This window comes from Vibrio sp. 1CM23M, from assembly GCF_023161755.1.
Classification (GTDB): Bacteria; Pseudomonadota; Gammaproteobacteria; order Enterobacterales; family Vibrionaceae; genus Vibrio; species Vibrio coralliirubri.
Map to the genome: position 1 here is coordinate 39,175 of NZ_JALNTR010000012.1, position 24,553 is coordinate 63,727.

General features: G+C 45.7%; 23 protein-coding genes and 1 riboswitch. Of the genes, 9 read left to right on the forward strand and 14 right to left on the reverse strand.

The annotated features are described in order from the left end of the window. Positions 1-18: 18 nt before the first annotated feature. The 3 genes from MSG35_RS21995 to MSG35_RS22005 all read left to right on the forward strand — a co-directional run bounded on the left by MSG35_RS21995 (position 19) and on the right by MSG35_RS22005 (position 5,913). Positions 19-1,731, forward strand: coding sequence for an autotransporter assembly complex family protein (locus MSG35_RS21995; RefSeq protein ID WP_048605926.1), 1,713 nt, complete (start codon positions 19-21; stop codon positions 1,729-1,731). Continuing rightward, the gene (locus tag MSG35_RS22000; RefSeq protein ID WP_248385002.1) at positions 1,728-5,486 is read left to right on the forward strand and encodes a translocation/assembly module TamB domain-containing protein; all 3,759 of its coding nucleotides are present in this window, start codon (positions 1,728-1,730) and stop codon (positions 5,484-5,486) included. The genes MSG35_RS21995 and MSG35_RS22000 overlap by 4 nt, the downstream gene beginning before the upstream one ends. A 73-nt stretch (positions 5,487-5,559) precedes the next feature. Next, positions 5,560-5,913, forward strand: a complete 354-nt coding sequence (locus tag MSG35_RS22005) for a gamma-glutamylcyclotransferase (RefSeq protein ID WP_248385003.1) — start codon at positions 5,560-5,562, stop codon at positions 5,911-5,913. 88 nt (positions 5,914-6,001) lie between these two features. On the opposite strand, the gene fbp is transcribed toward MSG35_RS22005, so the two are convergent. Continuing rightward, entirely contained in the window at positions 6,002-7,012 is a 1,011-nt protein-coding gene (gene fbp / locus MSG35_RS22010) for a class 1 fructose-bisphosphatase (protein ID WP_017097551.1), read from the reverse strand. A 270-nt stretch (positions 7,013-7,282) separates the two neighbouring features. Between fbp and mpl the strand changes: the two genes are divergently transcribed. The 5 genes from mpl (at position 7,283) to thiQ (ending at position 12,922) form a co-directional block, all read left to right on the forward strand. Further along, positions 7,283-8,641 carry a UDP-N-acetylmuramate:L-alanyl-gamma-D-glutamyl-meso-diaminopimelate ligase gene (mpl, locus tag MSG35_RS22015; RefSeq protein ID WP_248385004.1) on the forward strand — a complete coding sequence of 453 codons (1,359 nt, stop codon included), beginning with the start codon at positions 7,283-7,285 and terminating at the stop codon, positions 8,639-8,641. 38 nt (positions 8,642-8,679) lie between these two features. Further along, the gene (locus tag MSG35_RS22020; RefSeq protein WP_248385005.1) at positions 8,680-9,303 is read left to right on the forward strand and encodes a flavin prenyltransferase UbiX; all 624 of its coding nucleotides are present in this window, start codon (positions 8,680-8,682) and stop codon (positions 9,301-9,303) included. Between the two features lie 43 nt (positions 9,304-9,346). Further along, positions 9,347-9,466, forward strand: a riboswitch (TPP riboswitch). Between the two features lie 53 nt (positions 9,467-9,519). Then, positions 9,520-10,512: a thiamine ABC transporter substrate binding subunit gene (thiB, locus tag MSG35_RS22025; RefSeq protein WP_248385006.1), complete on the forward strand. Its 993-nt coding sequence runs from the start codon at positions 9,520-9,522 to the stop codon at positions 10,510-10,512. 92 nt (positions 10,513-10,604) lie between these two features. Further along, the gene (thiP, locus tag MSG35_RS22030; RefSeq protein WP_017058907.1) at positions 10,605-12,218 is read left to right on the forward strand and encodes a thiamine/thiamine pyrophosphate ABC transporter permease ThiP; all 1,614 of its coding nucleotides are present in this window, start codon (positions 10,605-10,607) and stop codon (positions 12,216-12,218) included. Continuing rightward, positions 12,218-12,922: a thiamine ABC transporter ATP-binding protein gene (gene thiQ / locus MSG35_RS22035; RefSeq protein WP_248385007.1), complete on the forward strand. Its 705-nt coding sequence runs from the start codon at positions 12,218-12,220 to the stop codon at positions 12,920-12,922. Before thiP ends, thiQ begins: the two co-directional genes overlap by 1 nt. A gap of 108 nt (positions 12,923-13,030) precedes the next feature. Here thiQ and yjgA read toward each other — a convergent pair whose 3' ends face one another. Next, positions 13,031-13,555, reverse strand: coding sequence for a ribosome biogenesis factor YjgA (yjgA, locus tag MSG35_RS22040; RefSeq protein ID WP_017058909.1), 525 nt, complete (start codon positions 13,553-13,555; stop codon positions 13,031-13,033). Between the two features lie 118 nt (positions 13,556-13,673). Here yjgA and pmbA point away from each other — a divergent pair, with 118 nt between their 5' ends. Further along, the gene (pmbA, locus tag MSG35_RS22045) at positions 13,674-15,017 is read left to right on the forward strand and encodes a metalloprotease PmbA (RefSeq protein WP_017058910.1); all 1,344 of its coding nucleotides are present in this window, start codon (positions 13,674-13,676) and stop codon (positions 15,015-15,017) included. Positions 15,018-15,114: 97 nt separating this feature from the next. Here the strand turns inward: pmbA and mgtE are convergent, their stop codons facing one another. The 12 genes from mgtE to MSG35_RS22105 form a co-directional block, all read right to left on the reverse strand. Then, positions 15,115-16,470 carry a magnesium transporter gene (gene mgtE, locus MSG35_RS22050; RefSeq protein ID WP_048605905.1) on the reverse strand — a complete coding sequence of 452 codons (1,356 nt, stop codon included), beginning with the start codon at positions 16,468-16,470 and terminating at the stop codon, positions 15,115-15,117. 148 nt (positions 16,471-16,618) lie between these two features. Further along, positions 16,619-16,894 carry an HPr family phosphocarrier protein gene (locus tag MSG35_RS22055; protein ID WP_017066670.1) on the reverse strand — a complete coding sequence of 92 codons (276 nt, stop codon included), beginning with the start codon at positions 16,892-16,894 and terminating at the stop codon, positions 16,619-16,621. Between the two features lie 2 nt (positions 16,895-16,896). Next, a complete protein-coding gene (gene rapZ / locus MSG35_RS22060; RefSeq protein WP_048612605.1) occupies positions 16,897-17,766 on the reverse strand; it encodes an RNase adapter RapZ in 870 nt (289 codons plus the stop codon). A gap of 4 nt (positions 17,767-17,770) precedes the next feature. Further along, positions 17,771-18,229: a PTS IIA-like nitrogen regulatory protein PtsN gene (ptsN, locus tag MSG35_RS22065; protein ID WP_048605899.1), complete on the reverse strand. Its 459-nt coding sequence runs from the start codon at positions 18,227-18,229 to the stop codon at positions 17,771-17,773. A 1-nt stretch (position 18,230) separates the two neighbouring features. After that, positions 18,231-18,518 carry a ribosome hibernation promoting factor gene (gene hpf / locus MSG35_RS22070; RefSeq protein ID WP_009847742.1) on the reverse strand — a complete coding sequence of 96 codons (288 nt, stop codon included), beginning with the start codon at positions 18,516-18,518 and terminating at the stop codon, positions 18,231-18,233. Between the two features lie 62 nt (positions 18,519-18,580). Next, complete coding sequence (locus MSG35_RS22075) at positions 18,581-20,041, reverse strand: RNA polymerase factor sigma-54 (protein WP_017058913.1); 1,461 nt, start codon at positions 20,039-20,041, stop codon at positions 18,581-18,583. Between the two features lie 54 nt (positions 20,042-20,095). Then, positions 20,096-20,821: an LPS export ABC transporter ATP-binding protein gene (gene lptB, locus MSG35_RS22080; RefSeq protein WP_004735304.1), complete on the reverse strand. Its 726-nt coding sequence runs from the start codon at positions 20,819-20,821 to the stop codon at positions 20,096-20,098. Positions 20,822-20,823: 2 nt separating this feature from the next. Next, on the reverse strand, positions 20,824-21,318 hold the full coding sequence (lptA, locus tag MSG35_RS22085) for a lipopolysaccharide transport periplasmic protein LptA (protein ID WP_017058914.1): 495 nt from the start codon (positions 21,316-21,318) through the stop codon (positions 20,824-20,826). After that, entirely contained in the window at positions 21,299-21,862 is a 564-nt protein-coding gene (gene lptC / locus MSG35_RS22090; RefSeq protein WP_004735306.1) for an LPS export ABC transporter periplasmic protein LptC, read from the reverse strand. Before lptC ends, lptA begins: the two co-directional genes overlap by 20 nt. Then, positions 21,859-22,416 (reverse strand): 3-deoxy-manno-octulosonate-8-phosphatase KdsC, encoded by a 558-nt coding sequence (gene kdsC, locus MSG35_RS22095; RefSeq protein ID WP_248385008.1) that lies wholly within the window; start codon positions 22,414-22,416, stop codon positions 21,859-21,861. The genes lptC and kdsC overlap by 4 nt, the downstream gene beginning before the upstream one ends. Then, positions 22,416-23,387, reverse strand: a complete 972-nt coding sequence (gene kdsD / locus MSG35_RS22100) for an arabinose-5-phosphate isomerase KdsD (protein ID WP_248385009.1) — start codon at positions 23,385-23,387, stop codon at positions 22,416-22,418. The genes kdsC and kdsD overlap by 1 nt, the downstream gene beginning before the upstream one ends. A 34-nt stretch (positions 23,388-23,421) precedes the next feature. Beyond that, positions 23,422-24,387: a calcium/sodium antiporter gene (locus MSG35_RS22105; RefSeq protein ID WP_048612607.1), complete on the reverse strand. Its 966-nt coding sequence runs from the start codon at positions 24,385-24,387 to the stop codon at positions 23,422-23,424. Positions 24,388-24,553 lie beyond the last annotated feature (166 nt).

Below are 24,553 nucleotides of genomic sequence, written 5' to 3' on the forward strand. Positions count from 1 at the left end.
CTTCTTCACCAATTAAACATGATAAGAAAAACTTTACCAGTTCTGATTGGCACTCTATTGTCATCGACGCTCGCTTTCGCTGACGTTTCCCTTGAAATCAAAGGGCTAGATGGAGCGCTTGAGGATAATGTTGATGCTTATCTGAGTGCGATCCCTGAAGAAGAGTATTCGGTTTCACTAAGATTCCAATCCCGCTTGGAATCTATGATTAAAGAAGCTCTGAATGCGTTAGGCTACTACCACCCTAAAATCACATTTACTCACTCCGAAGATGATACCGAAATGACCGTTACGGTTGAGCCGGGAGAGCCTGTTGTTATTTATACTTCAGATATCGTTCTGACGGGTGAAGCCAAAGATGACCCAGACTTTTTAGCCTTGATAGCGAAGAGTAGCTTGTCTAAAGGTTCGACTCTGAATCATGGTAATTATGACTCTTTGAAATCGTCGATCCGCAACCTTGGCTTAGCGAAAGGCTACTTCGATGGTGCTTATGATCTTAGTAAGCTAGAAGTCGCTCCTGAATTGAATCGCGCTTATGTTCGTCTTCATTATAACAGTGGTATCCGCTATCACTTTGGTACTACTCAGGTTACTGGTAGCCAGATAGAAGAAGATAAGGTGCAGTCACTTAAACCATTTGAGGATGGCGAACCTTACTCAATCACCAAAGTCGGTGAGTACAACCAAAACCTGTCTAATACGGATTGGTTCTCCTCGGTATTTGTTGAACCAGATTTAAGCCAGTTAGGCGAAGGCCGAGAAATCCCGATGAAGGTTAGCCTTGCTCCGCAAGCTCGTAACCAAATCGAAACCGGTATAGGTGTCTCAACCGACCTTGGTGTGAAAGGCACTCTCAAATGGAAAAAACCTTGGGTGAATGATCGAGGCCATAGCTTTAATAGTAGCTTGTCGATCTCGAAGCCTGAGCAGACGATCACGGCTGCTTATAAAATCCCATTGGATGACGTACTTAATGACTACTACCAAGTTAAGTATGGTATGAAGAATTTGGATAATCGTGATACCAAGAGTTTGGAATCAAACTTAGCGCTAGAAAGATATTGGCGTCTGGATAATGGCTGGCAACGCACGGTGTTCATTCGATACTTGGTCGAAAACTATGAGCAAGGTTTGCAGGATGACTTGGCGCAATTTGTGCTGCCGGGTATTGCTTTCTCACGCACTCGAACACGAGGTGGTTCGATGCCGATGTGGGGCGACAAACAAACTATTATGTTTGAAGCTGCTGATGATACCTTGTTATCTGCAACTAAGGTTGTCCGTTTTCAAGGTCAAACCGCTTGGATTCGAAGCATTGGCGACAATCACCGAGGCTTAACTCGACTTCAATTTGGCGGCAACTTTGCTGACGAGTTTGATAAGCTATCTCCCTCCCTAAGATTCTTTGCTGGTGGTGACAATAGCATTCGTGGTTATGGTTATGAGTCGATCTCTCCTCGAGATGAAAGTGGTGCACTAACGGGTGCAAAATTCATGGCAACCAGTTCGTTTGAATACCAATACCGCTTGGTTGGAAACTGGTGGGGAGCGGCATTCTACGACATTGGTGATGCATTTAATGATAAACCTGAATGGAAACACGGCACTGGTGTCGGTGTTCGTTGGGCGTCACCTGTTGGTCCAGTGAGTTTAGATTTTGCTTGGGGTCTAGATGCCGCAAAAGGTGATGAGTTCCAGTTACACTTTAGTTTAGGGCCAGAATTATGATCAAAGTGATGGGCAAATTCATTAAGTGGACGTCGATCTCATTGACGTCTATTTTGCTGTTGTTGGTAGCCCTGCTAGGTTTTGTTTTGTTCACTAACCCAGGGTTGAACACTGTGCTGTGGGGCGCTGAAAAAGCATTGCCACAACTTAAAGTGGGAAGCACCAAAGGGGCACTTTTTCCAAGTTTTACGCTTAATAATGTCCAGTTCAAAGATGATAGCCTTCATATCGACACCAAGGTTCAAAAGTTGAACTTGGCTATTAATCCTCGCTGCCTGCTCGACCCTAAGCTGTGTGTCGATCGTTTAGCGATTCAAGGATTGGACTTCGCATTTACTGAACTGCCTCCTGCCTCTACAGAAGAAACAGAACCGACCCCGCCCGTAACATCGGTAAAAACACCGCTGCCTATCGTAATCAACCGTATCGCTTTGTCTGATATAAAGTTGAATATCTTAGGGCATGAAATTGAATGGAGCCTGTTCTCTACGGCTTTGAGCATGCAGGGCGAGAAGCTAACGGTATCGCCAACCTTATTCAATGATCTTAAGGTTAAACTCGCGGAGTCGACAGAAGAACCGCAAGCAGAAAAGGTTGAGCCAGAGGCTACCGAGAAAACGGCTATCGAATTGCCGGAAGTCTGGATTCCTTTACAGGTTGTGTTGGAGCGTTTTGATCTCAACCGTTTCACCTTAGAACAAGAAACACCAATTGTTGTGAACCACCTTGGGCTAGAAGCTCGCGCGGGCAAACACACGGTTGATGTTTCAACTCTCGAACTCGATATGCCACAAGCCAGCGCAAACCTAACGACTAAGGTTGAGCTCAAGGGCGGTTATCCGCTAGAGCTTTCTTTGGATGCGTTAGTGAAAGAAACCGACCTTGCTGGGCAGAAGTTGTCTCTGAAAGTGCAAGGCAGCGTGGCTAAGCTAAACCTAGATTCCCAATTTTCTGAATTGATTGAGGCAAAGTTGTCTGGGGATATTCAACCCTTAGAGCCGACTTTACCATTTGACCTTCTTTTAGAGGGCGGGCAAGCGCAATGGCCCCTTACCGGAAAAAGCGATTACCAAGCGACAATTGAGCAATTCAAAGCTGATGGCTCACTAGATGGTTTCAATGTTCTTCTTAAAGGCGAAGCCGATGGTAAGGAAATCCCTGAATTAGCCATCGATCTACAGGGTAAAGGCACGACGGAACAAATTGAGCTCGAGCGTCTAAAGCTCAACACGCTAGGCGGTGAGCTTAACGGTGTTGTTAAAGCGAACTGGAAGAGTCTCGTTAACTGGCAAGCTGACGTGACACTCAAAGACATCCAACCAGGTCTACAATGGCCTGAAGCTGAGGGCAACATTAGCGGAAGCATCGTCACCTCAGGTGAGTTGACGGAAGCGGGCGGCTGGGCGATTGAACTGCCTAAATTGGATATTGAAGGGATCTTGCGAGAATACCCTCTGGATATCGAAGGTCAGTTGTCAGCGTCGGATCGCAGCGCGAGCGGTGAACCAAAACTGAAAACCAGTGGTTTGAGCTTAGCTCACGGTGTTAACTCGATTAAGGCTCAGGGTGAGCTTGATAAGAAATGGGACATGGGTGTTGAGATTTACTTCCCTGAGCTTGTAAAAAGCGTCCCTGATTTGAAAGGTAAAGTGATTGGTAATATCCAGCTAAGCGGTCCAACGAAAGAGCCTGAAGTCGATCTCGCTCTAAATGTGGATAAGGTAGATTGGAATAGCGAAGCAACACTAGAATCCTTGTCGCTTAATGGCTCTGTGATTCCTCTGCCATTGCCTGAAGCTCAAGCTGATCTTGAATTAGAAGCTAAGAACTTAACCTATCAAGATCAAAGCGTAGAAAGCATTGCTCTTACGGTAAGTGGTGGTGAGAAGAACCACACCGTGACACTTGATGTGATATCCGACATCGTGTCTACAAGCTTAGCTATTTCAGGAGAGTTGATTCAAAAGCCTTCTCTTATTTGGGATGGCTCGTTAGACAGAGTCAAAATCACCACTCAGCAAGGCCCTTGGGTGTTAGACCAACCTGTCGCGATAAAGGCGGATGTTGATAAACAGTTTGCCGATGTTCAAGCGCACTGTTGGAAACAATCGGGTTCGAGCGTGTGTTTGGATGAAGACGTTCGCGTCGGAAAATCGGGTGAGGCCAAGCTTGCCATCAATCAGTTCGATTTCGAGCAGATTAAAGCCTTTGTGCCTAAAGAGACGCAATTACAGGGCTTAGTCAATGCTACTGCCCATGCTAAGTGGTCTGAACAAGGTGAGCCTGAGGTTACGGTAAGCGTTGATATGCCGAAAGGTCAGGTTGTTCAACAAGTGGGTGAGCCAATCACACTGGGTTGGGAAAGCGTTGCATTGAATGCCCAACTAAAAGACAACAAACTGGATGCCGACTTTAAGTTGGATGTTTCCGATAACGGTGACTTGTCAGGCACGGTGTCGTTACCGGATATTCTTGCCGAAGACAAAATGGTCGATGCTGCAATTAAGTTGACCACGTTCCATCTTGATTTCTTACAACCCATTCTAGGTGAATACAGCTTATTGAAAGCTGACCTTGAGAGTGATCTTCAAGTTAAAGGCTCTCTGATGCACCCTCAAGTATTCGGCCAATTCTCTGTTGATGGTATTCAAGTGAAAGGCGACGTCACGCCTGTTGATGTGAAAGATGGCCGCATCGACCTCGACTTTGATGGTTATAGTGCAAAACTGGATGCGAATGTCGAAACGCCTGATGGTCACCTTGATATTGAGGGAACCGGAGATTGGCAAGATCTTACAGCATGGCACTCGAACGTTAGAGTTTTCGCTGATGAGTTGATGGTTGATATCCCACCGATGGTTAAGGTGAAGGTCGTGCCTGATATGACTATTGATGTCACACCAGAACTGGCGAAAATTACCGGTGATATTGCCTTACCATGGGGACGCATTGTTGTTGAAGACTTACCACCGTCAGCGGTTGGCGTCTCTTCTGATCAGGTTATTTTGAATAAAGATCTAGAGCCAGAAAACGAAGATACGATCCCATTCAATGTGATGACCAACATTAATATCTCCATTGGTGATGATTTTAAATTGTCTGCCTTCGGTCTTGAAGGTGATTTGGTCGGTAAGCTCAACGTGGCTCAAAAAGACCAAGGTCCATTTATTACAGGTGAAGTGAACATCGTCGATGGTACTTACCAATCATTCGGGCAAGACCTCTTAATCGAAGAGGGTAAGATTCTAATGAATGGTCCACCGGATCAGCCATACGTAGCCATCAATGCGATTCGTAATCCTGATAATACTCAGGATGACGTGACCGCAGGTATTCGAGTGACAGGCCCTGCGACAGAGCCGACCATCGAGATTTACTCTGATCCAGCGATGCCACAAGCGAACGCGCTGTCTTATATTTTGCGTGGCCAAGATATCGACGGTGAGTCGAGCGGTTCGATGACAACGACCTTAATCGGTTTGAGTTTAGCGAAGAGTGGTAAGGTTGTTGGCGAAATCGGTGAAGCCTTTGGTGTACAGGACTTGCAACTGGATACCGCAGGCTCTGGTGATGACTCTCAAGTGACGGTAAGTGGTTACATCCTGCCAGGCTTACAGGTGAAGTATGGTGTGGGTATCTTCAACTCGCTCGGTGAGTTTACCGTTCGTTATCGATTGATGCAGGATCTCTATGTTGAAGCTGTGTCAGGTCTCGACAGTGCCGTAGACCTTCTCTATCAATTTGAATTCGAGTAAAGCAGTTTGAGATCGAGTCGCTCTGGTTTTATCCATTGGTTGGAATGCAAGTAGAAAGGCTCATGGAGGGTGTATGCAGCATCTTGTTTTTGTTTATGGAACCTTGAGACAAGGTCAGTCCAATCACCACTATTTGAAGGGCTGCGATTTATTAGGGCAGTTTGATACACATAAGGAATACGCACTTTTTGATTTAGGTGCCTATCCGGCGATGATTTTGGGAAAGAAAAGTGTCGCTGGTGAGGTCTATATCATTAACGACGAAATTTTAGAGTCGCTCGATCGGCTAGAAGATGTTCCTGTTGAGTATCGTCGCGAGCAAATAGAGACTATATTTGGATTAGCATGGGTATATTTGTATCAGCTTGATCTAACAGCTAATAAAGAAATACTTTCGGGTAACTGGTGTAAGCGGAACAACGCTTAGTCGCTATATATTCTGAGTTATCAAACAAAAAGCCAGCATGTGAATGCTGGCTTTTTAATGACGCTATTTTGAGAAATGAATGAGAGGTTTAGTCTCGGTTCAGTTCAAGAAACTCTTCTACTTTGCGAACCATGTCTGTTGAACCAACAAAGAAAGGTACACGTTGGTGCAGCTCAGTTGGTTTGATATCCATGATACGTTGAGCACCGTCTGAAGCGATGCCGCCCGCTTGTTCCATAAGGAAAGCGATTGGGTTGCACTCGTAAAGCAGGCGCAGTTTACCTTGAGGGTGACTTTGCGTGCTTGGGTACAAGTAGATGCCGCCTTTCAGCAGGTTACGGTGGAAATCTGAAACTAGAGAACCGATGTAACGTGATGTGTAAGGGCGGTTGTCACTTGGCTCATTCTCTTGGCAATACTTGATGTACTTCTTAACACCCGTAGGGAAGCGGATGTAGTTACCTTCGTTGATTGAGTAAATCTTACCTTCGTCTGGAATCATCATGTTTTCATGAGATAGGCAGAAGGTACCCAGTGATGGGTCGTAGGTGAAGCCATTTACGCCAGCACCTGTTGTGTATACAAGCATGGTTGAAGAACCGTAAATCACGTAACCCGCGGCTACTTGCTTGTGTCCTGGCTGTAGGAAATCTTCTTGTGTTGGTGGCGTACCGATCGGTGATACTCGACGGTAGATAGAGAAAATTGTACCAACCGATACATTCACATCGATGTTTGAAGAGCCATCAAGTGGATCCATCAGTACAACGTATTTTGCGTTTTTGTTGAGCTCTTTATTGAAGGCGACAGCTTCGTCTTCTTCTTCACTTGCAACACCACAAACTTGGTCACGAGCTTCTAGAGCCGCTTTAAATTTGTCGTTCGCGTAAAGGTCTAGCTTTTGTTGCTCTTCACCTTGCACGTTGTCTGTACCAACAGCGCCAGTGATGTCGACTAGGCCAGCCTTGTTGATCTCACGGTTAACAATTTTTGCAGCAAGTCGAATAGACGACAAAAGGGATGATAGATCACCGCTTGCATGGGGGAAGTCACTCTGTTTCTCAACAATGAACTCACCAAGGGTGCGCATCTCAGACATGTTATTTCCTTAAACTTCTCTCAATATTAGGGGGGATTTGAGCACTGTAGATTCGGCCTCTTGAGTGGGCTTTATTCATCTAGACGCTTACCTAAATTCTAAAGGTTAGATCTTTTTAATGGTAATGAACTAAGCGACACAGATCTCACTTACTATGTCGACTCAATTTGTTTTGCATTGCCGCTCGCTTTTAATCGCCATTTAATGATAATGAGTGCAAGCCGTTTTAATTAGGCATCGTTTATTTAGCCAAGCGTTTGGAAGCAATTTATGCATATTCATATCTTAGGAATTTGTGGCACCTTCATGGGTGGTGCTGCGGTATTGGCTCGTCAATTAGGTCACAAGGTTACGGGTAGTGACGCGAATGTTTACCCACCAATGAGCACCTTATTGGAATCGCAAGGGATTGAAATTATTGAAGGGTTCGACCCTAGCCAATTAGAACCAAGGCCAGATCTCGTGGTTATCGGTAACGCAATGAGCCGCGGTAATCCGTGTGTTGAGTATGTGTTGGATAACAACCTTAGATACACCTCTGGTCCTCAGTGGTTACAAGAGTTCCTGCTGCATGACCGTTGGGTGTTAGCGGTATCGGGAACGCATGGTAAGACCACGACATCAAGCATGTTGGCTTGGATCTTGGAAGACTGTGGCTATGCACCGGGCTTCTTAGTTGGCGGTGTGTTGGGTAACTTTGGTATCTCTGCTCGCCTTGGTGAAAGTATGTTCTTCGTGGTAGAAGCCGACGAATACGACAGTGCTTTTTTCGATAAACGATCTAAGTTCGTTCATTACCACCCAAGAACCTTGGTGATGAATAACCTAGAGTTCGATCATGCGGACATCTTTGACGATCTTGAAGCGATTAAGCGACAATTCCATCATTTGGTGCGTACTGTGCCAAGCAATGGTCGCATTTTCTCACCTAAGCAGGACACCGCTATTCAAGATGTTCTAGCTCGCGGTTGCTGGAGTGAAACTGAATCGAGTGGCGAGCAGGGCGACTGGGATGCCAAGAAACTGGTTAAAGATGGATCGCAATTTGAGGTTTACTTCCAAAATGAATGTGTTGGAACGGTAGATTGGGACTTGGTTGGCGATCACAATGTCAACAATGCCCTAATGGCGATAGCAGCTGCACGTCATGTGGGCGTGACACCAGATCTCGCTTGTGAATCACTAGCTACCTTTATTAATACTAAGCGCCGCTTGGAGTTTAAAGGCGAGGTGGCAGGTGTGTCTGTTTATGACGATTTTGCTCATCATCCAACGGCGATTGAACTTACGCTCGGCGGATTACGTAATAAGGTCGACACTAAGAAAATCATTGCCGTTTTAGAGCCTCGTTCTGCCACCATGAAACGTGGTGTGCACAAAGAAATACTGGCTGATTCGTTGAAGCAGGCGGATTCTACCTACTTATTCCAACCGGATAACATTGATTGGTCAGTTCAAGATGTTGCAGACGCTTGTCACCAACCTGCACACGTGAGTGATGACATGGATGCATTCGTTGCTAAAATTGTCTCAGAGGCACAAGCTGGCGACCAAATCTTGGTAATGAGTAATGGTGGCTTTGGTGGCATTCATCAAAAACTGTTGGATGGATTGGCACTCAAAGGCTAACGGCATCCACGACCTTATAATTTGAAGTAATTGAGAACATGACAAAACACGATAAAGCGATAACTCTTGCTTTCACTGGCGCATCCGGTGCGCCTTATGGCCTGCGTTTACTTGAATGCCTTTTGGCGGCTGATTATCAGGTCTACTTGCTGATTTCATCGGCAGCGCGAGTGGTATTGGCGACCGAGCATGAACTTAAGTTACCTGCTGGGCCAGATGCGGCGAAACAAGCTTTAGTTAAACATCTTGGCTGCGACCCTGAAAAGCTGGTGGTGTGTGGCAAAGATGATTGGTTCTCGCCGGTTGCCTCTGGTTCAGCAGCGCCGAAGCAGATGGTAGTGTGTCCATGTTCAGCGGGATGCTTGGCTTCGATTGCACATGGCTTGTCGGATAACCTGATTGAGCGAGCAGCAGATGTGGTCATGAAAGAGCGAGGCCAATTGTTGTTGGTGGTTCGTGAGACGCCATTTTCGACGTTGCACTTAGAGAACATGCACAAGCTTTCGACCATGGGTGTGACGATCATGCCTGCAGCCCCGGGCTTTTATCATCAACCTAAGTCAATTGAAGATCTGGTCGACTTTATGGTGGCGCGCATTCTGGATCATCTTGGTATCGAGCAAGGTTTAGTGCCACGTTGGGGCTACGATCAACGTAATTGATCCAAACTTGATAGCTTATTGTTAAAAATCAAATTACAATTCTGAACACTCATCGGGGAGCGAACCATTCAAATAATGAATGCGAGCTGAGATCAAGCAGATGCTTGGGACCCGTAAACCTGAACCAGATAATGCTGGCGTAGGAATTGAGTTAGGAACAACCTCTACCGTTCTCCTCCCTCAAACCTGTGCCGCTCAGACCATGGAGAGCGTCCAGTGAAATTCACATTAACTACCCTTGCTGTTACTACAGCTATTTCTTTTTCTGCCTTTGCTACAGACAACACTTTGACTGTATACACCTATGACTCTTTTGCTGCGGATTGGGGGCCTCGTCCTGCCGTTGAAAAAGCATTCGAAGAGAAGTGTGGTTGTGATGTGAATTTTGTCGCTCTAGAAGATGGCGTGTCTATTCTGAACCGTTTACGTCTTGAGGGCGGCAACAGCAAAGCCGATATCTTGCTAGGTCTCGACAACAACCTGATGGCTGAAGCGAAAGCGACGGGCTTATTGGCTGAGCATAATGTTGATACTTCATCAGTAACACTGCCTAATGGTTGGAACGACAGCACTTTTGTTCCCTATGACTTTGGCTACTTTGCTTTTGTTTACAACAAAGAGAAGTTGGCAAACCCGCCTAAGAGCTTGAAAGAACTGGTTGAGCAGAGAGATGATCTTAAGGTTATCTACCAAGACCCACGTACATCAACACCAGGCCAAGGCATGATGCTTTGGATGAAATCAGTATACGGTGATGAAGCGACAGCAGCATGGAAGAAGCTTGCTCAGAAAACAGTGACCGTAACCAAAGGCTGGTCTGAAGCTTACTCTATGTTCCTAGAAGGCGAGTCGGATTTAGTGTTGTCTTACACAACGTCTCCGGCTTACCACATTATTGCTGAGAGCGATTCTAAGTACGCAGCAGCAAGCTTTGAAGAAGGGCATTACACTCAAGTGGAAGTGGCCGCTAAGGTAAAAGGCAGCAAGAACGAAAAGCTTGCTGATGAGTTTATGGCGTTTATCCTAAGTGATGAATTCCAATCGGCGATGCCAACAGGCAACTGGATGTACCCAGTGACCGATATTGAGCTTCCAAAAGGGTTCGAGCAACTTACGGTTCCTCAGAAAGCGCTAAGCTTTACGCCCGAAGAAATTGCAGCTAAGCGTAAGCCATGGATTCGTGAATGGCAGAGTGCACTTACTTTTTAATTTGCTTTTAAAAAATTAGCTTTCTAACTTTCTGTATTTAAAGGTTTGTTCGATGTTAACCGAGCGAACCATTTACGGTAAAAAATCAATCTATGATAAAGAAAACACCTAAGGTTGGGATTTGGGTAGCGATACTCATTACCGCCTTCGTGGTTTCAGCAGTTGGGGCATTGCTTAGCAATGCCCCTTCTCTTGATATCAGCCAAGTATGGTCCGATCCCTACTATTGGCATGTAACGAAATTCAGTTTTTATCAGGCGACACTCTCAACGGTGCTGAGTGTTGGCTTTGCTATACCTATTGCTCATGCGCTGTGTCGTAGACAATTTTTTGGACGCGCTTTGTTGTTAAGGCTGTTCGCGTCGACCTTAGTCCTGCCAGTGTTAGTGGGTGTATTTGGCTTACTTGCGATCTATGGCAATAGTGGTTGGTTAGCTAAGTTTTTGGCGAACTTCGATATTGAATTGCCATTTTCCATATACGGATTGAATGGTATTTTGCTGGCGCACGTTTTCTTCAACTTGCCTTATGCCAGTCGCTTACTTCTGCAAGCGTTAGATACCGTGCCTGCCGAGCAACACAAGCTTTGTGCTCACTTGGGTATGAGTCATTGGAACAAATTCAGATGGGTTGAATGGCCTCGCTTAAGACAGCAATTACCACATGTGTGTGGCTTAGTCTTCATGTTGTGTTTTACCAGCTTTGCTACCGTGATGGCGCTAGGCGGTGGACCTAAATCAACCACTATCGAGCTCGCTATTTATCAGGCGATTAAATTCGACTTTGACCTTCAAGCTGGTGCCTTGCTCGCGATATGGCAAATGCTGCTGTGTGGTGTGCTAGCGGTGAGCATTCAACGCTTATCGAAGCCTATTTCAGTGACGGCCAGTCAGCTGTCGGAAGAGAAATATTTGGTTAAGGACAGCTGGTGGTCAAAAGCTTGGGATAGCTTTTGGATCATCATAGTCTCAATGCTGGTATTGCCGCCATTAGCTATGGTTATCGTCAGTGGAATTAACTCGCAGGCATTAACCGTACTCAGCAGCGAGCCGTTTTGGGCGGCGTTAATGACCTCGGTTAAAGTCGCGTCATTAGCAAGTGTTATCGCAGTTGGTATTGGTATCGCCATACTACTGACTAGCCGAGCATGGCGTTTACAGAACAAGAATTTTCGAGCCGATAAAATCGAGCTGATTGGCACTATTATCTTGGTGACTCCGGGGCTGGTGATCAGTACGGGTATCTTCTTATTACTGCGTTCATTCACCGATGTATTCAGTTTAGCTTTCTTTATCGTGATTGCCGTCAACAGCTTAATGGCGCTGCCTTACGTAATTAAAACCCTAGCTCAACCTATGCTGCATTTGTCTCAGCAGTACCAGTATGTGTGTGCAAGCTTGGGTATGACAGGTTTCACGCGTTTTAGGTTAGTGGAGTGGCGAGCATTGCGTAAGCCGATGGCGCAAGCCTTCTCGATTAGCTTTATGTTGGCGATGGGTGACTTAAGCGCGATTGCTTTGTTTGGTAGCCAAGATTTTAGAACTCTGCCTTTGTACCTATTCCAATTGTTAGGCAGCTATCAAATGGAAGCGGCGGCGGTAGTTTCTGTGAGCTTACTGTTACTGAGTGTCGGCAGTTTTAGCTTAATAGAATTCTTATTTACTCGAAGATCTAAGCTCGATGCTAAAGAATTAAGGAACCGATGATGTTAGTGATGAAAGATGTGGATTACCACTATCACAGAGAGTTGTTTAGCTTTGATTTTCAAGCTGAGCAGGGCGATATTGTTGCGCTTATGGGGCCGAGTGGTGCGGGTAAATCTACACTGTTGGCGCTAGTCGCGGGTTTCATCGAGCCTACATCGGGTGAGATCTCAGTGGCTGGGCAATCGCTTATTGGTAAAGAGGCACATCAGCGCCCATTGGCGATGTTGTTTCAAGAGCACAACCTGTTTGCCCATCTCACGGTACGTGAAAATATTGGTTTAGGTCTGCACCCGGGATTAAAGCTTACGGCAACCCAAAAGCTCAAAGTTGAGCAAGCAGCCGCACAAGTAGGTGTTGCAGAGTATTTGGATAGATTGCCTGAGCACTTATCCGGTGGTCAACGCCAGCGTGTCGCACTAGCGCGTTGTTTTGTTCAGCCACATGACATTTGGCTACTTGATGAACCTTTCTCTGCGCTTGACCCTTTGCTTCGCGAAGAGATGCTTAGCTTAGTGAAGCGATTAGCGGCAGAGCGAAATATTACGGTCTTGATGGTGACTCACCATTTAGGTGACGCACGCAGTATCGCGAATAAGTTTGTGTTTGTGGCGCTAGGTAAGGTGTTGGTTGAAGATTCGATAGAGGCACTGACAGCGGATCATCCACAGGCAGAGTTAAGCTCATTTGTTAAAGCGGGTGAGTGACGATTCATCACTCTTGTTTAATCTCTCTGATATTGAGTACGTAGAAAACAAAAAGACCTAGCATGCGCTAGGTCTTTTATTCACTCTATGAGTAAAGCGAGATAACGATTAGTCTTCTAGCTTTAGCTCTTTTAAGATTTGGAAGATCTCACGAGAAGACTTCGCAGGCTTGTTCGCTGATTTCTCTTTGTTAGCTTGGCGAGCTAGCTGACGAAGACGCTGACGGTCTGCTTCAGGGTACATTTCCATTACTTCTGAAATAGCCGCATCACCTTCAGCAACAACACGATCACGCAGTTGCTCAAGCTTATGGAGCTCAGCTGTTGCTTGTGAGTGTTTGTTACGTACTTTATCCAAAGCCGCTTGAATTGGCTCAGGATCGACATTACGCATTACTTTACCAATGTATTGAAGTTGACGACGCTTCGCTTCATTTTTAAAGCGTTGTGCATCTTTAATCGCTTGTGCCAAATCTTCAGACAGCGGAAATTTGTCTAATACAGAAGGCTTTAGACCAACAAGCTCTTCTCCCAGCTTTTGCAGGGCATCCATGTCCGTTTTCATTTCTGTCTTACTTACCCAGATGATTTCTTCTTCTGGTTCCCATGGGGCTTTTTGGTTTTTGCGAGCCATCTTTTCTGCCTATGTCACTATCTCAAACGAATATATTGCCTATTTTAGCAAGAATCTTGGGGAGAAAGCGAAATTCTTGTTATCCTACGTAATATTGACCTAAAAAATTAGAATAGATATGGATGTAAAACAGCAAGTCGCCCAGCAAAGAGTTGAGCTAGAAGCCGCAGTAGCTAAAGCGTTGGATATGGCATCAGTGAGTGCAGACGCAGCTGAGGTCGCTATTACTAAGTCAACGGGTTTAAGTGTTTCAACACGTATGTGTGAAGTGGAAAACGTTGAATTTAATAGTGATGGTGCGCTAGGTATTACTGTTTATCGCGGCCAGAAAAAAGGCAGCGCATCTACATCTGATCTGAGTGAAAAGGCCATTGCTCAAACAGTCGCGGCTGCGCTTGATATCGCTCAGTACACGTCTGAAGACCCATTTGCAGGTCCTGCAGCAAAAGAATACATGGTAAAAGAAATTCCAGACTTGGATCTTTTTCACCCTGATGAACCAAACCCTGACTATGCCGCTGAGATTGCGATTGCTGCTGAGAAGCAAGCGTTAGCTTATAGCGACAAGATCAAACAGAGTGATGGCGCAAGCTACGACAGTCACTACGGCGTTAAGGTTTATGGTAACAGCCATGGCTTACTAGCAAGCTACGCTTCAAGTCGCCATAGCACGAGCTGCTGTGTGATTGGACAAGGTGCTAACGGTGAAATGGAGCGAGACTACAGCTATACCGTTGCACGTCACCGTGACGAACTGTGGACGCCTGAGCGTGTAGGTCAAGAAGCTGCAGAAAAGACCATTAGCCGTTTGGATGCGAAAAAGCTACCAACAGGCCAATACCCAATTATGTTCGCTAACGATGTTGCTACTGGCTTGATTGGTCACCTTGTGATGGCGATCAGTGGCGGTAACCTTTACCGCAAGTCGTCATTCTTATTGGATCACTTAGGTCAGAAAATCCTACCTGACTGGTTTAACATTTCTGAGCGACCACATATCCTGCGTGGTTTGGCTTCAAGCCCATTCGATAGCGAAGGTGTGTTCACTCAAGATCGCGAAATCATCACTGATGGTGTTCTGGCGACTTATCTACTGACGAGTTACGCAGCACGTAAAATGGACATGACACCAACAGGCCATGCGGGTGGTATTCATAACTGGTTCGTTAAATCGACCGGCCAAAACTTTGAGCAGATGCTAAAAGAGTTGGGTACGGGTTTCCTAGTGACTGAAGTGATGGGCCAAGGCGTTAATACCGTAACGGGTGATTACTCTCGTGGCGCTGCGGGTTTCTGGGTTGAGAACGGAGAGATCCAATACCCAGTATCAGAAGTAACAATCGCCGGTAACCTAAAAGACATGTTTACTCAGATTGTTGCTGTGGGTAACGACGTAGAAACACGTTCGCAAATTCAAACGGGTTCTATCCTGCTTGAGTCGATGAAAGTCGCGGGTGAGTAATTCAATTAAAGCGAATCTGATGAATTAAAAAAGGGAGCCGATGGCTCCCTTTTTGTTTTCTGTATTTCGCCAAAAATTGGCTAACTGCTTATGCTAACTAGATCAGTATGGTCGCTAAGCCTAGGAACACCGATAGGCCAATAACATCGGTTACTGTGGTCAGTGCCATACCGCCAGCAAGGGCTGGATCGATATTCATCTTCTTCAACATCACAGGGATAGTTACACCAGCAATACCAGCGACAATTAAGTTAGTCATCATCGCTGCTGAGATGATGCCTCCCAGTATCCAGTTACCTTTCCAAGCAACCACAATACCACCAATGATAACGGCCCATAACACGCCGTTTAGGAAGCCGATGGCCGCCTCTTTGAGCAGTAGTTCGCGTTTGTTACTGTCACCGATATGACCGAGTGCCAAACCACGAATCACAAGAGCAACGGTTTGGTTACCGGCAACACCACCCATCGAAGGTACAATGGTCATCAGTACTGCAATCGCTGCCATTTGGTCGAGCGTTGCTTCAAACATATTCGATACTGATGCGGCAGCCAGCGCAGCAAGAACATTAGCACCAAGCCACACACTACGACGACGAGCGGATTTTACGACTGGTGCGAAGGTATCTTCGTCATCGTCCATACCCGCCATACTCATCATTGAGTGCTCGGCATCTTCACGGATAACATCAACCACGTCATCGATGGTGATACGACCAACAAGATGTTGATTGCTATCGACTACTGGCGCTGAAACCCAATTACGACGTTCGAACAGGCTCGCAATGTCGGAAGCGCTGGTTTCAACCGCGATCGCTTCGTCGGCATCCTCCATCACTTCGGAAACCGCGACATCAGGCTGAGTCGTTACCAGTGTGGTAAGCGATAGGTTACCGATAAGACGTTCTTCTTCATCAATAACATACAGAGCGTCAGTTGCATCAGGCAGTTCGCCACGCATACGCATGTAGCGCAATACAACGTCGACATCGACATCACCACGAATCGTGATTACGTCGGTATTCATGATCGCACCCGCTGAATCTTCAGGGTACGACAGGGCAGTTTCAACTAATGCACGATCGACGGAGTCCATTTGAGAAAGGACTTCGCGAGAAACATCGTCGGGTAGGCTTCGAAGTACGTACGCGACGTCATCGGTTTCCATGCCTTCGGTTGCTTCTGCTAAGGTCTCAGGTGCCATTTTTGACACAAGAGCATCTTTGACGTCTTCGTTTAGTTCATCAAGAATTTCACCGTAGTCTTCAGGATCGGTGAGTTGCCAGAGTACGTCACGACTTTTGCGAGGGGAGGCTTCTAAAAGGTGTGCAATATCTTCAGGCTCCATGTCCTGAAGTTGTCGGCGTACGTGAACAAATCGGCCGTTTTCTAGGGCTTCGCTGACTTCTTGGAGGGTTTGGTGAGCTTGGTCGAATTCTAATTGCTCTGCCATATTTTCCTCCTATCTCATTATTCTAACAATGGTTGGAATAGTAACTTAATTCTGGGACTTATTTAAATCATAAACTTAGCTAGAACTAAGATTTAATATTGGTTGGTTCGTTGTTTGAGTCTTAGGCGTTGCGAGTGAAGCGTTTTCGCTACTCCCCCTCATCAAACTTGTCTTCAATGAGATGACAGACGGCATCCAATGCTTGCTGTGAATCGGTGCCTGCAGCTTGAATCGTAATATGTTGCCCTTGCGCTGATTCCAGCATAAGTAACCCCATTACGCTGTCTGCTGTCGCTGTTTTATCTTCTTCGCTATGGATAGTGATGGTTGCATCAAAGCTTTGTGCAAGCTCAACCAACTTTACGGCTGCTCTAGCGTGAAGACCCAAGCGATTTTGGATCAGTACAGTTCGAGTTAATTCCATGGTTAGCCCTGTTGGTGCTTCTCTAGGGAGGCGTGTCTGATTTGAACTTGATGGCCAAGTTGCTCGAAGTATTCGCCAATTTTCTGAGTTAGATAAACCGAGCGGTGTTTGCCGCCAGTACAGCCAATCGCGACCGTTAGGTAACTGCGATTGTTCTTCTCTAACATTGGTAACCACTGTTCAACAAAGCCTTGGATCTGTTGCTTGAGCTCTAGAACTTCTGAGTGTTCTTCAAGAAAAGAGTGAATGGGAGCATCTAGACCGGTTAGTGGTCGTAGTGCGGGTTCCCAGTGAGGGTTCGGCAAAAAGCGAACATCAAACACGTAGTCGGCATCACTTGGCAGGCCATACTTAAAACCGAAAGATTGAAAGACAATAATCAGCTCTTGCTTCTCTTTGCCTTCAACTTTAAAACGAACCTTTTCACTCAATTCGTAGAGGTTGCAGTCACTACTGTCAATCACAATGCTGGCGTGCTCAGCGAGAGGTGTCAGGAGTGTCTTTTCTAAATCAATCGCTTGCTCAAGAGAGAGCTTTTCTTGGCCGATCGATAAAGGGTGAATTCTGCGTGTTTCGCTGTAGCGCTTGAGTAACGTCTGCTTGCTCGCATCTAGGAATAACACGTTCACATCGATATTAGTGGCAGAGTCTAGCTGTTCTAGCATCTCTGTGACTAACTGAGGCTCTTTCGGTAGGTTACGGATATCAATGCTAACGGCGACGTTTTGATTGATCTCACGTACTGATTCGACGAAGTCGTTGAGCAGGTTTACTGGAAGATTATCGACACAGTAATACCCCAAGTCTTCAAGGACTCGCAGCGCAACACTTTTACCGGCCCCCGATTGGCCACTAACAACGATTAATCGCATGTTATTACTCGCAAGTTGGCACTTGAATCATGATGTCGTAAAGCTCTTGATCGCTTTGAGCATTACGCAACTGTTTAAGAGTCTGCTTGTCGTTTAGTCGCTCTGCCATACAAGAAAGGGTTTTTAGATGCTCCTTGCACTGTTCACTTGGAACAAGCAGGGCAAATAGTAGGTCGACAGGACGATTATCAATCGCATCAAATTCGATGGGATCTTGGCATTGCAGTAATACAGCAATCGCTTTATCACTGACATTCATACGAGCGTGAGGAATAGCAATGCCATTACCAATACCTGTACTGCCCATTTTTTCACGGCTCAACATGCACTCAAACAGCTCTGTTGAATCTTGACCACAGCTTTCTGCTGCGATCTGACTGATGAGCTCAAGGGCTCTTTTTTTGCTTGTGCATTGGACTGCACTTTTGGTGCAGTCCAATGAAAGTACTTCGCTTAATTGCATGTTAGTGACTACTTAGCTTTTCTTTGTGCTTGTTGAGTTGGCGGACGAGTTTATCAACCAATGAATCAATCGCGGCATACATGCTTTCATCTGTTGCTGTCGCATGGATTTCCCCCTGATTTATATGCAGGGTAGCTTCTGCGATTTGATTGATTTTCTCAACTTTTAAAACAACCTGAACGCTATTGATATGATCAAAGAAGCGCTCAAGTTTGTCGAATTTGGTGTGAACATAGTCTTGCATTGAATCGGTAAGATCAACGTGATGGCCTTGAATATTGATTTGCATAGACTTTCCTTTTCAGTTGGTTGCCTGATTATAGTTGCTAAGTAACTAGCGACTAAATGAGCTTATAGCAGGCGTTTACGCTGACTCGATGGGGCAATGCCCAGAGACTCACGGTATTTCGCTATGGTACGTCTAGCTACCTGAATTCCTTGGTCAGCCAGTAAAGCAGCAATCTTACTATCACTTAGAGGCTTCGCGGTATTTTCCGCTGCGACAAGCTTCTTAATGAGTGCGCGAATTGCTGTAGATGAACATTCACCGCCATTGTCAGTGCTGACATGGCTTGAGAAAAAGTATTTGAGTTCGAAGATGCCACGTGGGGTATGCATGAATTTTTGAGTCGTCACACGAGAGATCGTGGATTCGTGCATATCAACAGCTAACGCAACATCATTAAGAACCATTGGCTTCATCGCTTCTTCGCCATGTTCGAAGAAATCACGCTGATGTTCAACAATGCATCGCGCAACTTTGAGTAGCGTCTCATTTCGGCTCTCTAGGCTTTTAATTAACCACTTTGCTTCTTGCAAATTTGAGCGGATGTATTGATTGTCGGCGCTGTTGCCTTTACTGCCCAGATCAGCGTACTGCTGATTCACTTTCAACTTAGGAACGCTATCAGGGTTAATGGTCACTAACCATTTGCCAAGGTCTTTGAAGACAGATACATCCGGAACCACATACTCAGTTTCATCTGGAGTAATCTTACTGCCAGGGCGAGGGTCCAGCTGTTGAATAAGCTGCAAAACTTCACGTAGTTCTGCTTCTTTCAGCTTGGTCTCTTTGATAACCAGTTTGTAATCGCGGTTGCCGAGTTGGTCGATATGGCTAGTAAGTACTAACTTAGCTTCGTTGAGCCAAGGCGTATCTTGGGGAAAGGTTGCCAACTGCAGTAACAAGCAATCTTGCAGATTGACTGAACCAACACCTAGTGGGTCAAATTGCTGAATTCGTTTACGTACGGCTTCAATTTCATCAAGCTCGATCTCTTCATTGTCGAAGTTTTCAAGGATGTCTTCACAAGTTACAGTGAGGTAGCCGTAGTCGTCGATGGCATCTATTAGTGCAAAAGCGATGCTTCGGTCGGTGTCAGTGAATGGTGTTAGGTCGAGTTGCCAAAGTAGGTAATCGTGCAGGCTTTGAGTGGTTTCGCCTTGATAAACAGGCATGTCGTCATCAATCGCAATACCCGTATTACCGGTGTTTGCGCTGTAGACGTCTTCCCAAGTTGTGTCGATTTCTAATTCGTTGCCAATCTCTGATTTTTCGATTAAGTCTGAGCTATCAGGTAAGTCTTGCTCTGTGGCTTCAACTGTTTCTTTTTCGTCACTGCTAGGTTTTTCTTCCGATGTTGGCGTATCTTCATTGCCTTCTTCGACATCGAGTAGTGGGTTAGATTCAAGTGCTTCTTGGATCTCTTGTTGCAAATCTAAAGTAGACAATTGCAACAAACGAATCGCTTGCTGCAATTGAGGAGTCATTGCTAACTGTTGGCCTAGCTTAAGTTGTAATGAGGGTTTCATTCAGTGTGACTTACCTAGTTATTATTCTTAGAACTCTCGATACTCTCTATATAATCATAGACGGAATTGTTCGCCTAGATAAACTTGTTTAACTTGTTCGTTATTGAGAACATCTTCAGGAGTACCCTCAGCGATCAGGTGTCCTTGGCTTACGATGTAAGCTTTTTCACACACGTCTAATGTTTCACGAACGTTGTGGTCGGTAATCAAAACGCCCAAGCCGCGATCACGCAGGTGAACAATGATTTTTTTGATATCGATTACTGAGATCGGGTCAACACCGGCGAATGGTTCATCCAATAGAATGAACTGCGGGTTTGCTGCGAGTGCTCGAGCAATCTCAACACGACGACGCTCACCACCTGACAGAGCCATACCATTGCTGGTGCGGATATGTTGGATGTGGAACTCTTCTAGCAGGTCTTCCAGCTTATCTTGGCGTTGTTCGTTGGTCATTTCATCACGGGTTTGTAAAACCGCCATGATGTTGTTCTCTACAGACAGCTTACGGAAAATTGACGCTTCTTGAGGCAGGTAACCGATACCAAGACGAGAACGGCTGTGCATTGGCAAGATACTGATGTCTCGGTCATCAATGCTGATGGTACCTTCATCACGCGCAACCAGACCAACAATCATATAGAAAGACGTGGTTTTACCCGCACCGTTAGGCCCAAGCAGACCGACGATCTGGCCTGACTCTACCTGTAAGCTTACATCGGTAACAACCTTACGCTTACTGTAGGTTTTCGCTAGGTTTTTTGCTTTAAGAACAGCCATCGTTACTTATTCACTTCCGTTGGTTGTAAAACCGTTGACACTCGTTTGTTTTCACCACTGTCAGCGACTAATTTCTGAGAACCGATCTGGTAAGTGATCTTAGAACCGCGAATGATGCTGCCATCTTGAGATAGCATCGCATTTTTGGTCATGATCAGTCGGTCGGCAACAAGCTGGTAATGTAGGTCATCAGCTTCGCCGTAGAGTGTCTTACCGTCGTCAGTAAGCTGAGAGAAGGTTGCTGGCTTACCGAAGCCTTGAATCTCTTCAATCTCACCATTTACGGCGTTACGAGTAACAATAACCTTATCGGCATTGATATTGATGCTGCCTTGTTTAAGGTTCACATCACCAAGGAAAGTCACTTGGTTACTTTTCATATCCAATTGCTGGCTGTCTGAGTCAATGTAGACAGGTTGCTCGCTATCCGAAGACAGAGCATAGACATTAGGTGCCGCAAGGGTCAAAGCGAATAAACTAAGGTGTAAGAGTTTCATATCTACCTTGAACAGAATTAAAGAGGGTCGCATTGTTGGTACCGAAGTTACCTTTCATTGCTTGTCCCTCAGTTTCAAAAAATGTACCGATCATATGGACCGGAGTCTCTGAATAAAAATCTCGGCTAGGCAGCTCAACAACCATTTTATCTGTGGTCATTGTATCGAAGCTGGCTTCTGGCAATAGGTTCTTTGCCACGACGTTGTCATAAAAAGTGACAACTTGATTCTCATCCATAATCGCGCGATCAGCGGTGACTTGCCATTCAATCGTGTGCCCTTCACGGAATACCGAAAGAACTGGGTTTTGAAAGTGCGTATCGCCAACCACTGAGTAGTGTTCTAAATACGTCGATTCAACCTGATAGCTGCGAATACCGCTTTCGTCGTAGCTAATGTTGTTCAGGCTTTTGCCACTAAACGCAGGCAGCTCCAAATTTGGAGCCACTTGTATCGTTGATGTTTGCTCTTTGTCGTACAGGTAATAGGTCGACCAAGAGGCAATAAATATGAGTATTAAATAGATAATACGAGTAAAACTCATATGCTTAAACCTTTATGCACGTCGAGTTCATTTCTTGCTTGTAAAATCAGGTCGCACACTTCACGTACCGCGCCATGACCACCGTTAATGGTTGTCACGTAGTTTGCACGCTTTGCAAGTAGCGGGTGACCATCTGCCACACAGACCTTCAAGCCAACTTTTTCCATTACAGGCCAGTCAATCAGATCGTCTCCGATGTAACCTGTATTTTCAGGGTTTACAGAAAGCTTATCGCAAATATCTTGGTATGCCTTAACTTTATTGTCTTGACCTTGATAAATCAGCTTAATGCCTAGAGCGGTCATACGATTCTCAACAATTTGAGATTTGCGACCCGTGATGATCGCGATTTCAATGCCAGCGTTCATCAGTGATTTTATGCCGTAACCGTCACGAGTGTGGAAGGTTTTCAGCTCTTCACCGTTGTTGCCCATATAGATGCGACCATCAGAGAAGACACCATCGACATCGCAAATCAGCAATTTGATCTCTTTTGCGATTGCAAATACATCTGAGTTAACAGTGCCGTATAGAGTTTCGACTGTCTGTGTCATTACATTACTCCTGCTTTCAGTAAGTCATGCATGTTTAACGCTCCGACTAGTTTGCCTTCATGGCACAGCATTAGGCCATTGATGCTCTTAGCTTGCATCAAGTTTAGGCCTTCAACTGCAAGCATGTTGGGTTCTGCTACCGTCGGATTTAGCGTCATCACGTCGCCGATCTGCGTATCATGGATATCGATGCGCTTGTCTAGGATACGGCGCAAATCACCATCAGTAAAAATACCGGCCATTAGACCGTCTTCACCAACGATGGCCGTCATCCCCAAGCCTTTTTGAGATATCTCCAAAAGAGCGTCTCGTACCAATGCTTCCGGTGCTACCACTGGGAGTGCATCGCCCGTATGCATGATGTCGTCCAGTTTTAACAGCAGTTGGCGACCTAAAGCGCCACCTGGATGAGACAATGCAAAGTCTTGAGCGGTAAAGCCTCGAGCCTGCAAAAGTGCAACGGCTAATGCATCACCCATGACCAAAGTCGCCGTGGTGCTGGTTGTTGGTGCTAAGCCCAGTGGACAAGCTTCTTCCGGTACTGAAATTTGTAAATGGATATCAGACAAGGTTGCCATGTTTGATGCTGGCTTACCCGTCATGCTGATGATTTTGATGTTCAGACGCTTTAATACCGGGAATAGGCTGAGGATTTCTCCCGATTCGCCTGAGTTGGATATTGCAATCACAATATCGCCAGGTTCGATCATGCCTAGATCGCCATGCGCTGCTTCACCTGGGTGTACAAAGAAAGCCGATGTCCCGGTACTTGCCAATGTTGCTGCGATTTTGTTGCCAATGTGGCCTGATTTACCCATGCCCATCACAACGACTTTGCCTTTGTTGTTCAGGATAAGGTCGCAAGCTTTACAAAAATCATCATTAAAATATTGGTCTAATTGAGTGAGACCTGCAACTTCGGTTTCCAAAACTTGTTTTGCAACGCTGCGGTAATCAAATGGCTGAGACATCAAATACTCCAAGTACGGGAAGTTAAATCAACAATTAAGCCGACATGTTCATTAGTAGGTAACTTTGGTAGGCCACGAACGTCACAATTAACACGCCGCCTTCAATGCGATTCACACTACGAGATTTTCCTAGTGCCATCACAACAAGCAGTAGCGATACGCCTAGCATTACCCAGAAGTCACGACCCATAGCGAACTCGCTCAAGATCGAAGGGTTTAGGATGCCCGGGATACCCATAACAGCAAGGATGTTGAATACGTTTGAACCAATGATATTACCTACAGCCATATCATCTTCACCCTTCATAACGCCGGCAAGTGATGCTGCAAGCTCAGGCAAGCTAGTGCCTACGGCTATGATAGTTAGACCAATGACAAGGTCGCTCATACCGAAGTATTTCGCGATGATTACGGCATTATCAACCAGCATATCAGCAGCCAAAGGTAGAATGATCAGACCAATCACGACCCACATTGCGGCTTTCGGGTTGCTTACACCCTCTGGGATTTCTGATTCTTGCTCGTCAAGGAAGGCATCACCGTTCTTCTTCTCACTACGGCTTATTTGCAGCATGGCAAATAAGAAAGCAGCGAAAAGAACAAACAACAACACGCCTTCATAGAAACCTAAATGGTTATCCCAAAGCAGTGCGCCAGCTAATAAAGTGACACCAATCATTAATGGTAGTTCACGGCGAATCACGCCAGAGCTAATCGATAGCGGCTTGATTAGGGCAGTAATACCTAAAATAAGCGCAATGTTGGCGATGTTTGAGCCTAATACGTTACCTACAGCGGTATCTGTTTTGCCATCAAGAGCCGCTGTCGCAGAAACCATCATTTCAGGAGCCGAAGACCCCATTGCTAAGATCGTCATACCGATAACTAGTGGTGAAATACCGAAGTTGCGAGCAAGAGCAGCGGCGCCGTAAACCAGCTTATCTGCACTCCACACCAAAAAACCTAGACCGATAATAAGAAACGCAATCGCTTCAAGCATGATGATTCCTAAAAAATTAATAAAAAGCGGAGAATTAACCGCTAATTTTGACCTGTTGCTAGATAAAAGGGAAGTCACTCGGCAAATTAATTACCAGTTAGCAGGCAAGAAAGAGAGCTCAATAGATAATTTCCTAATGCTTTCAAATCCCTGCATAGATTCCTGT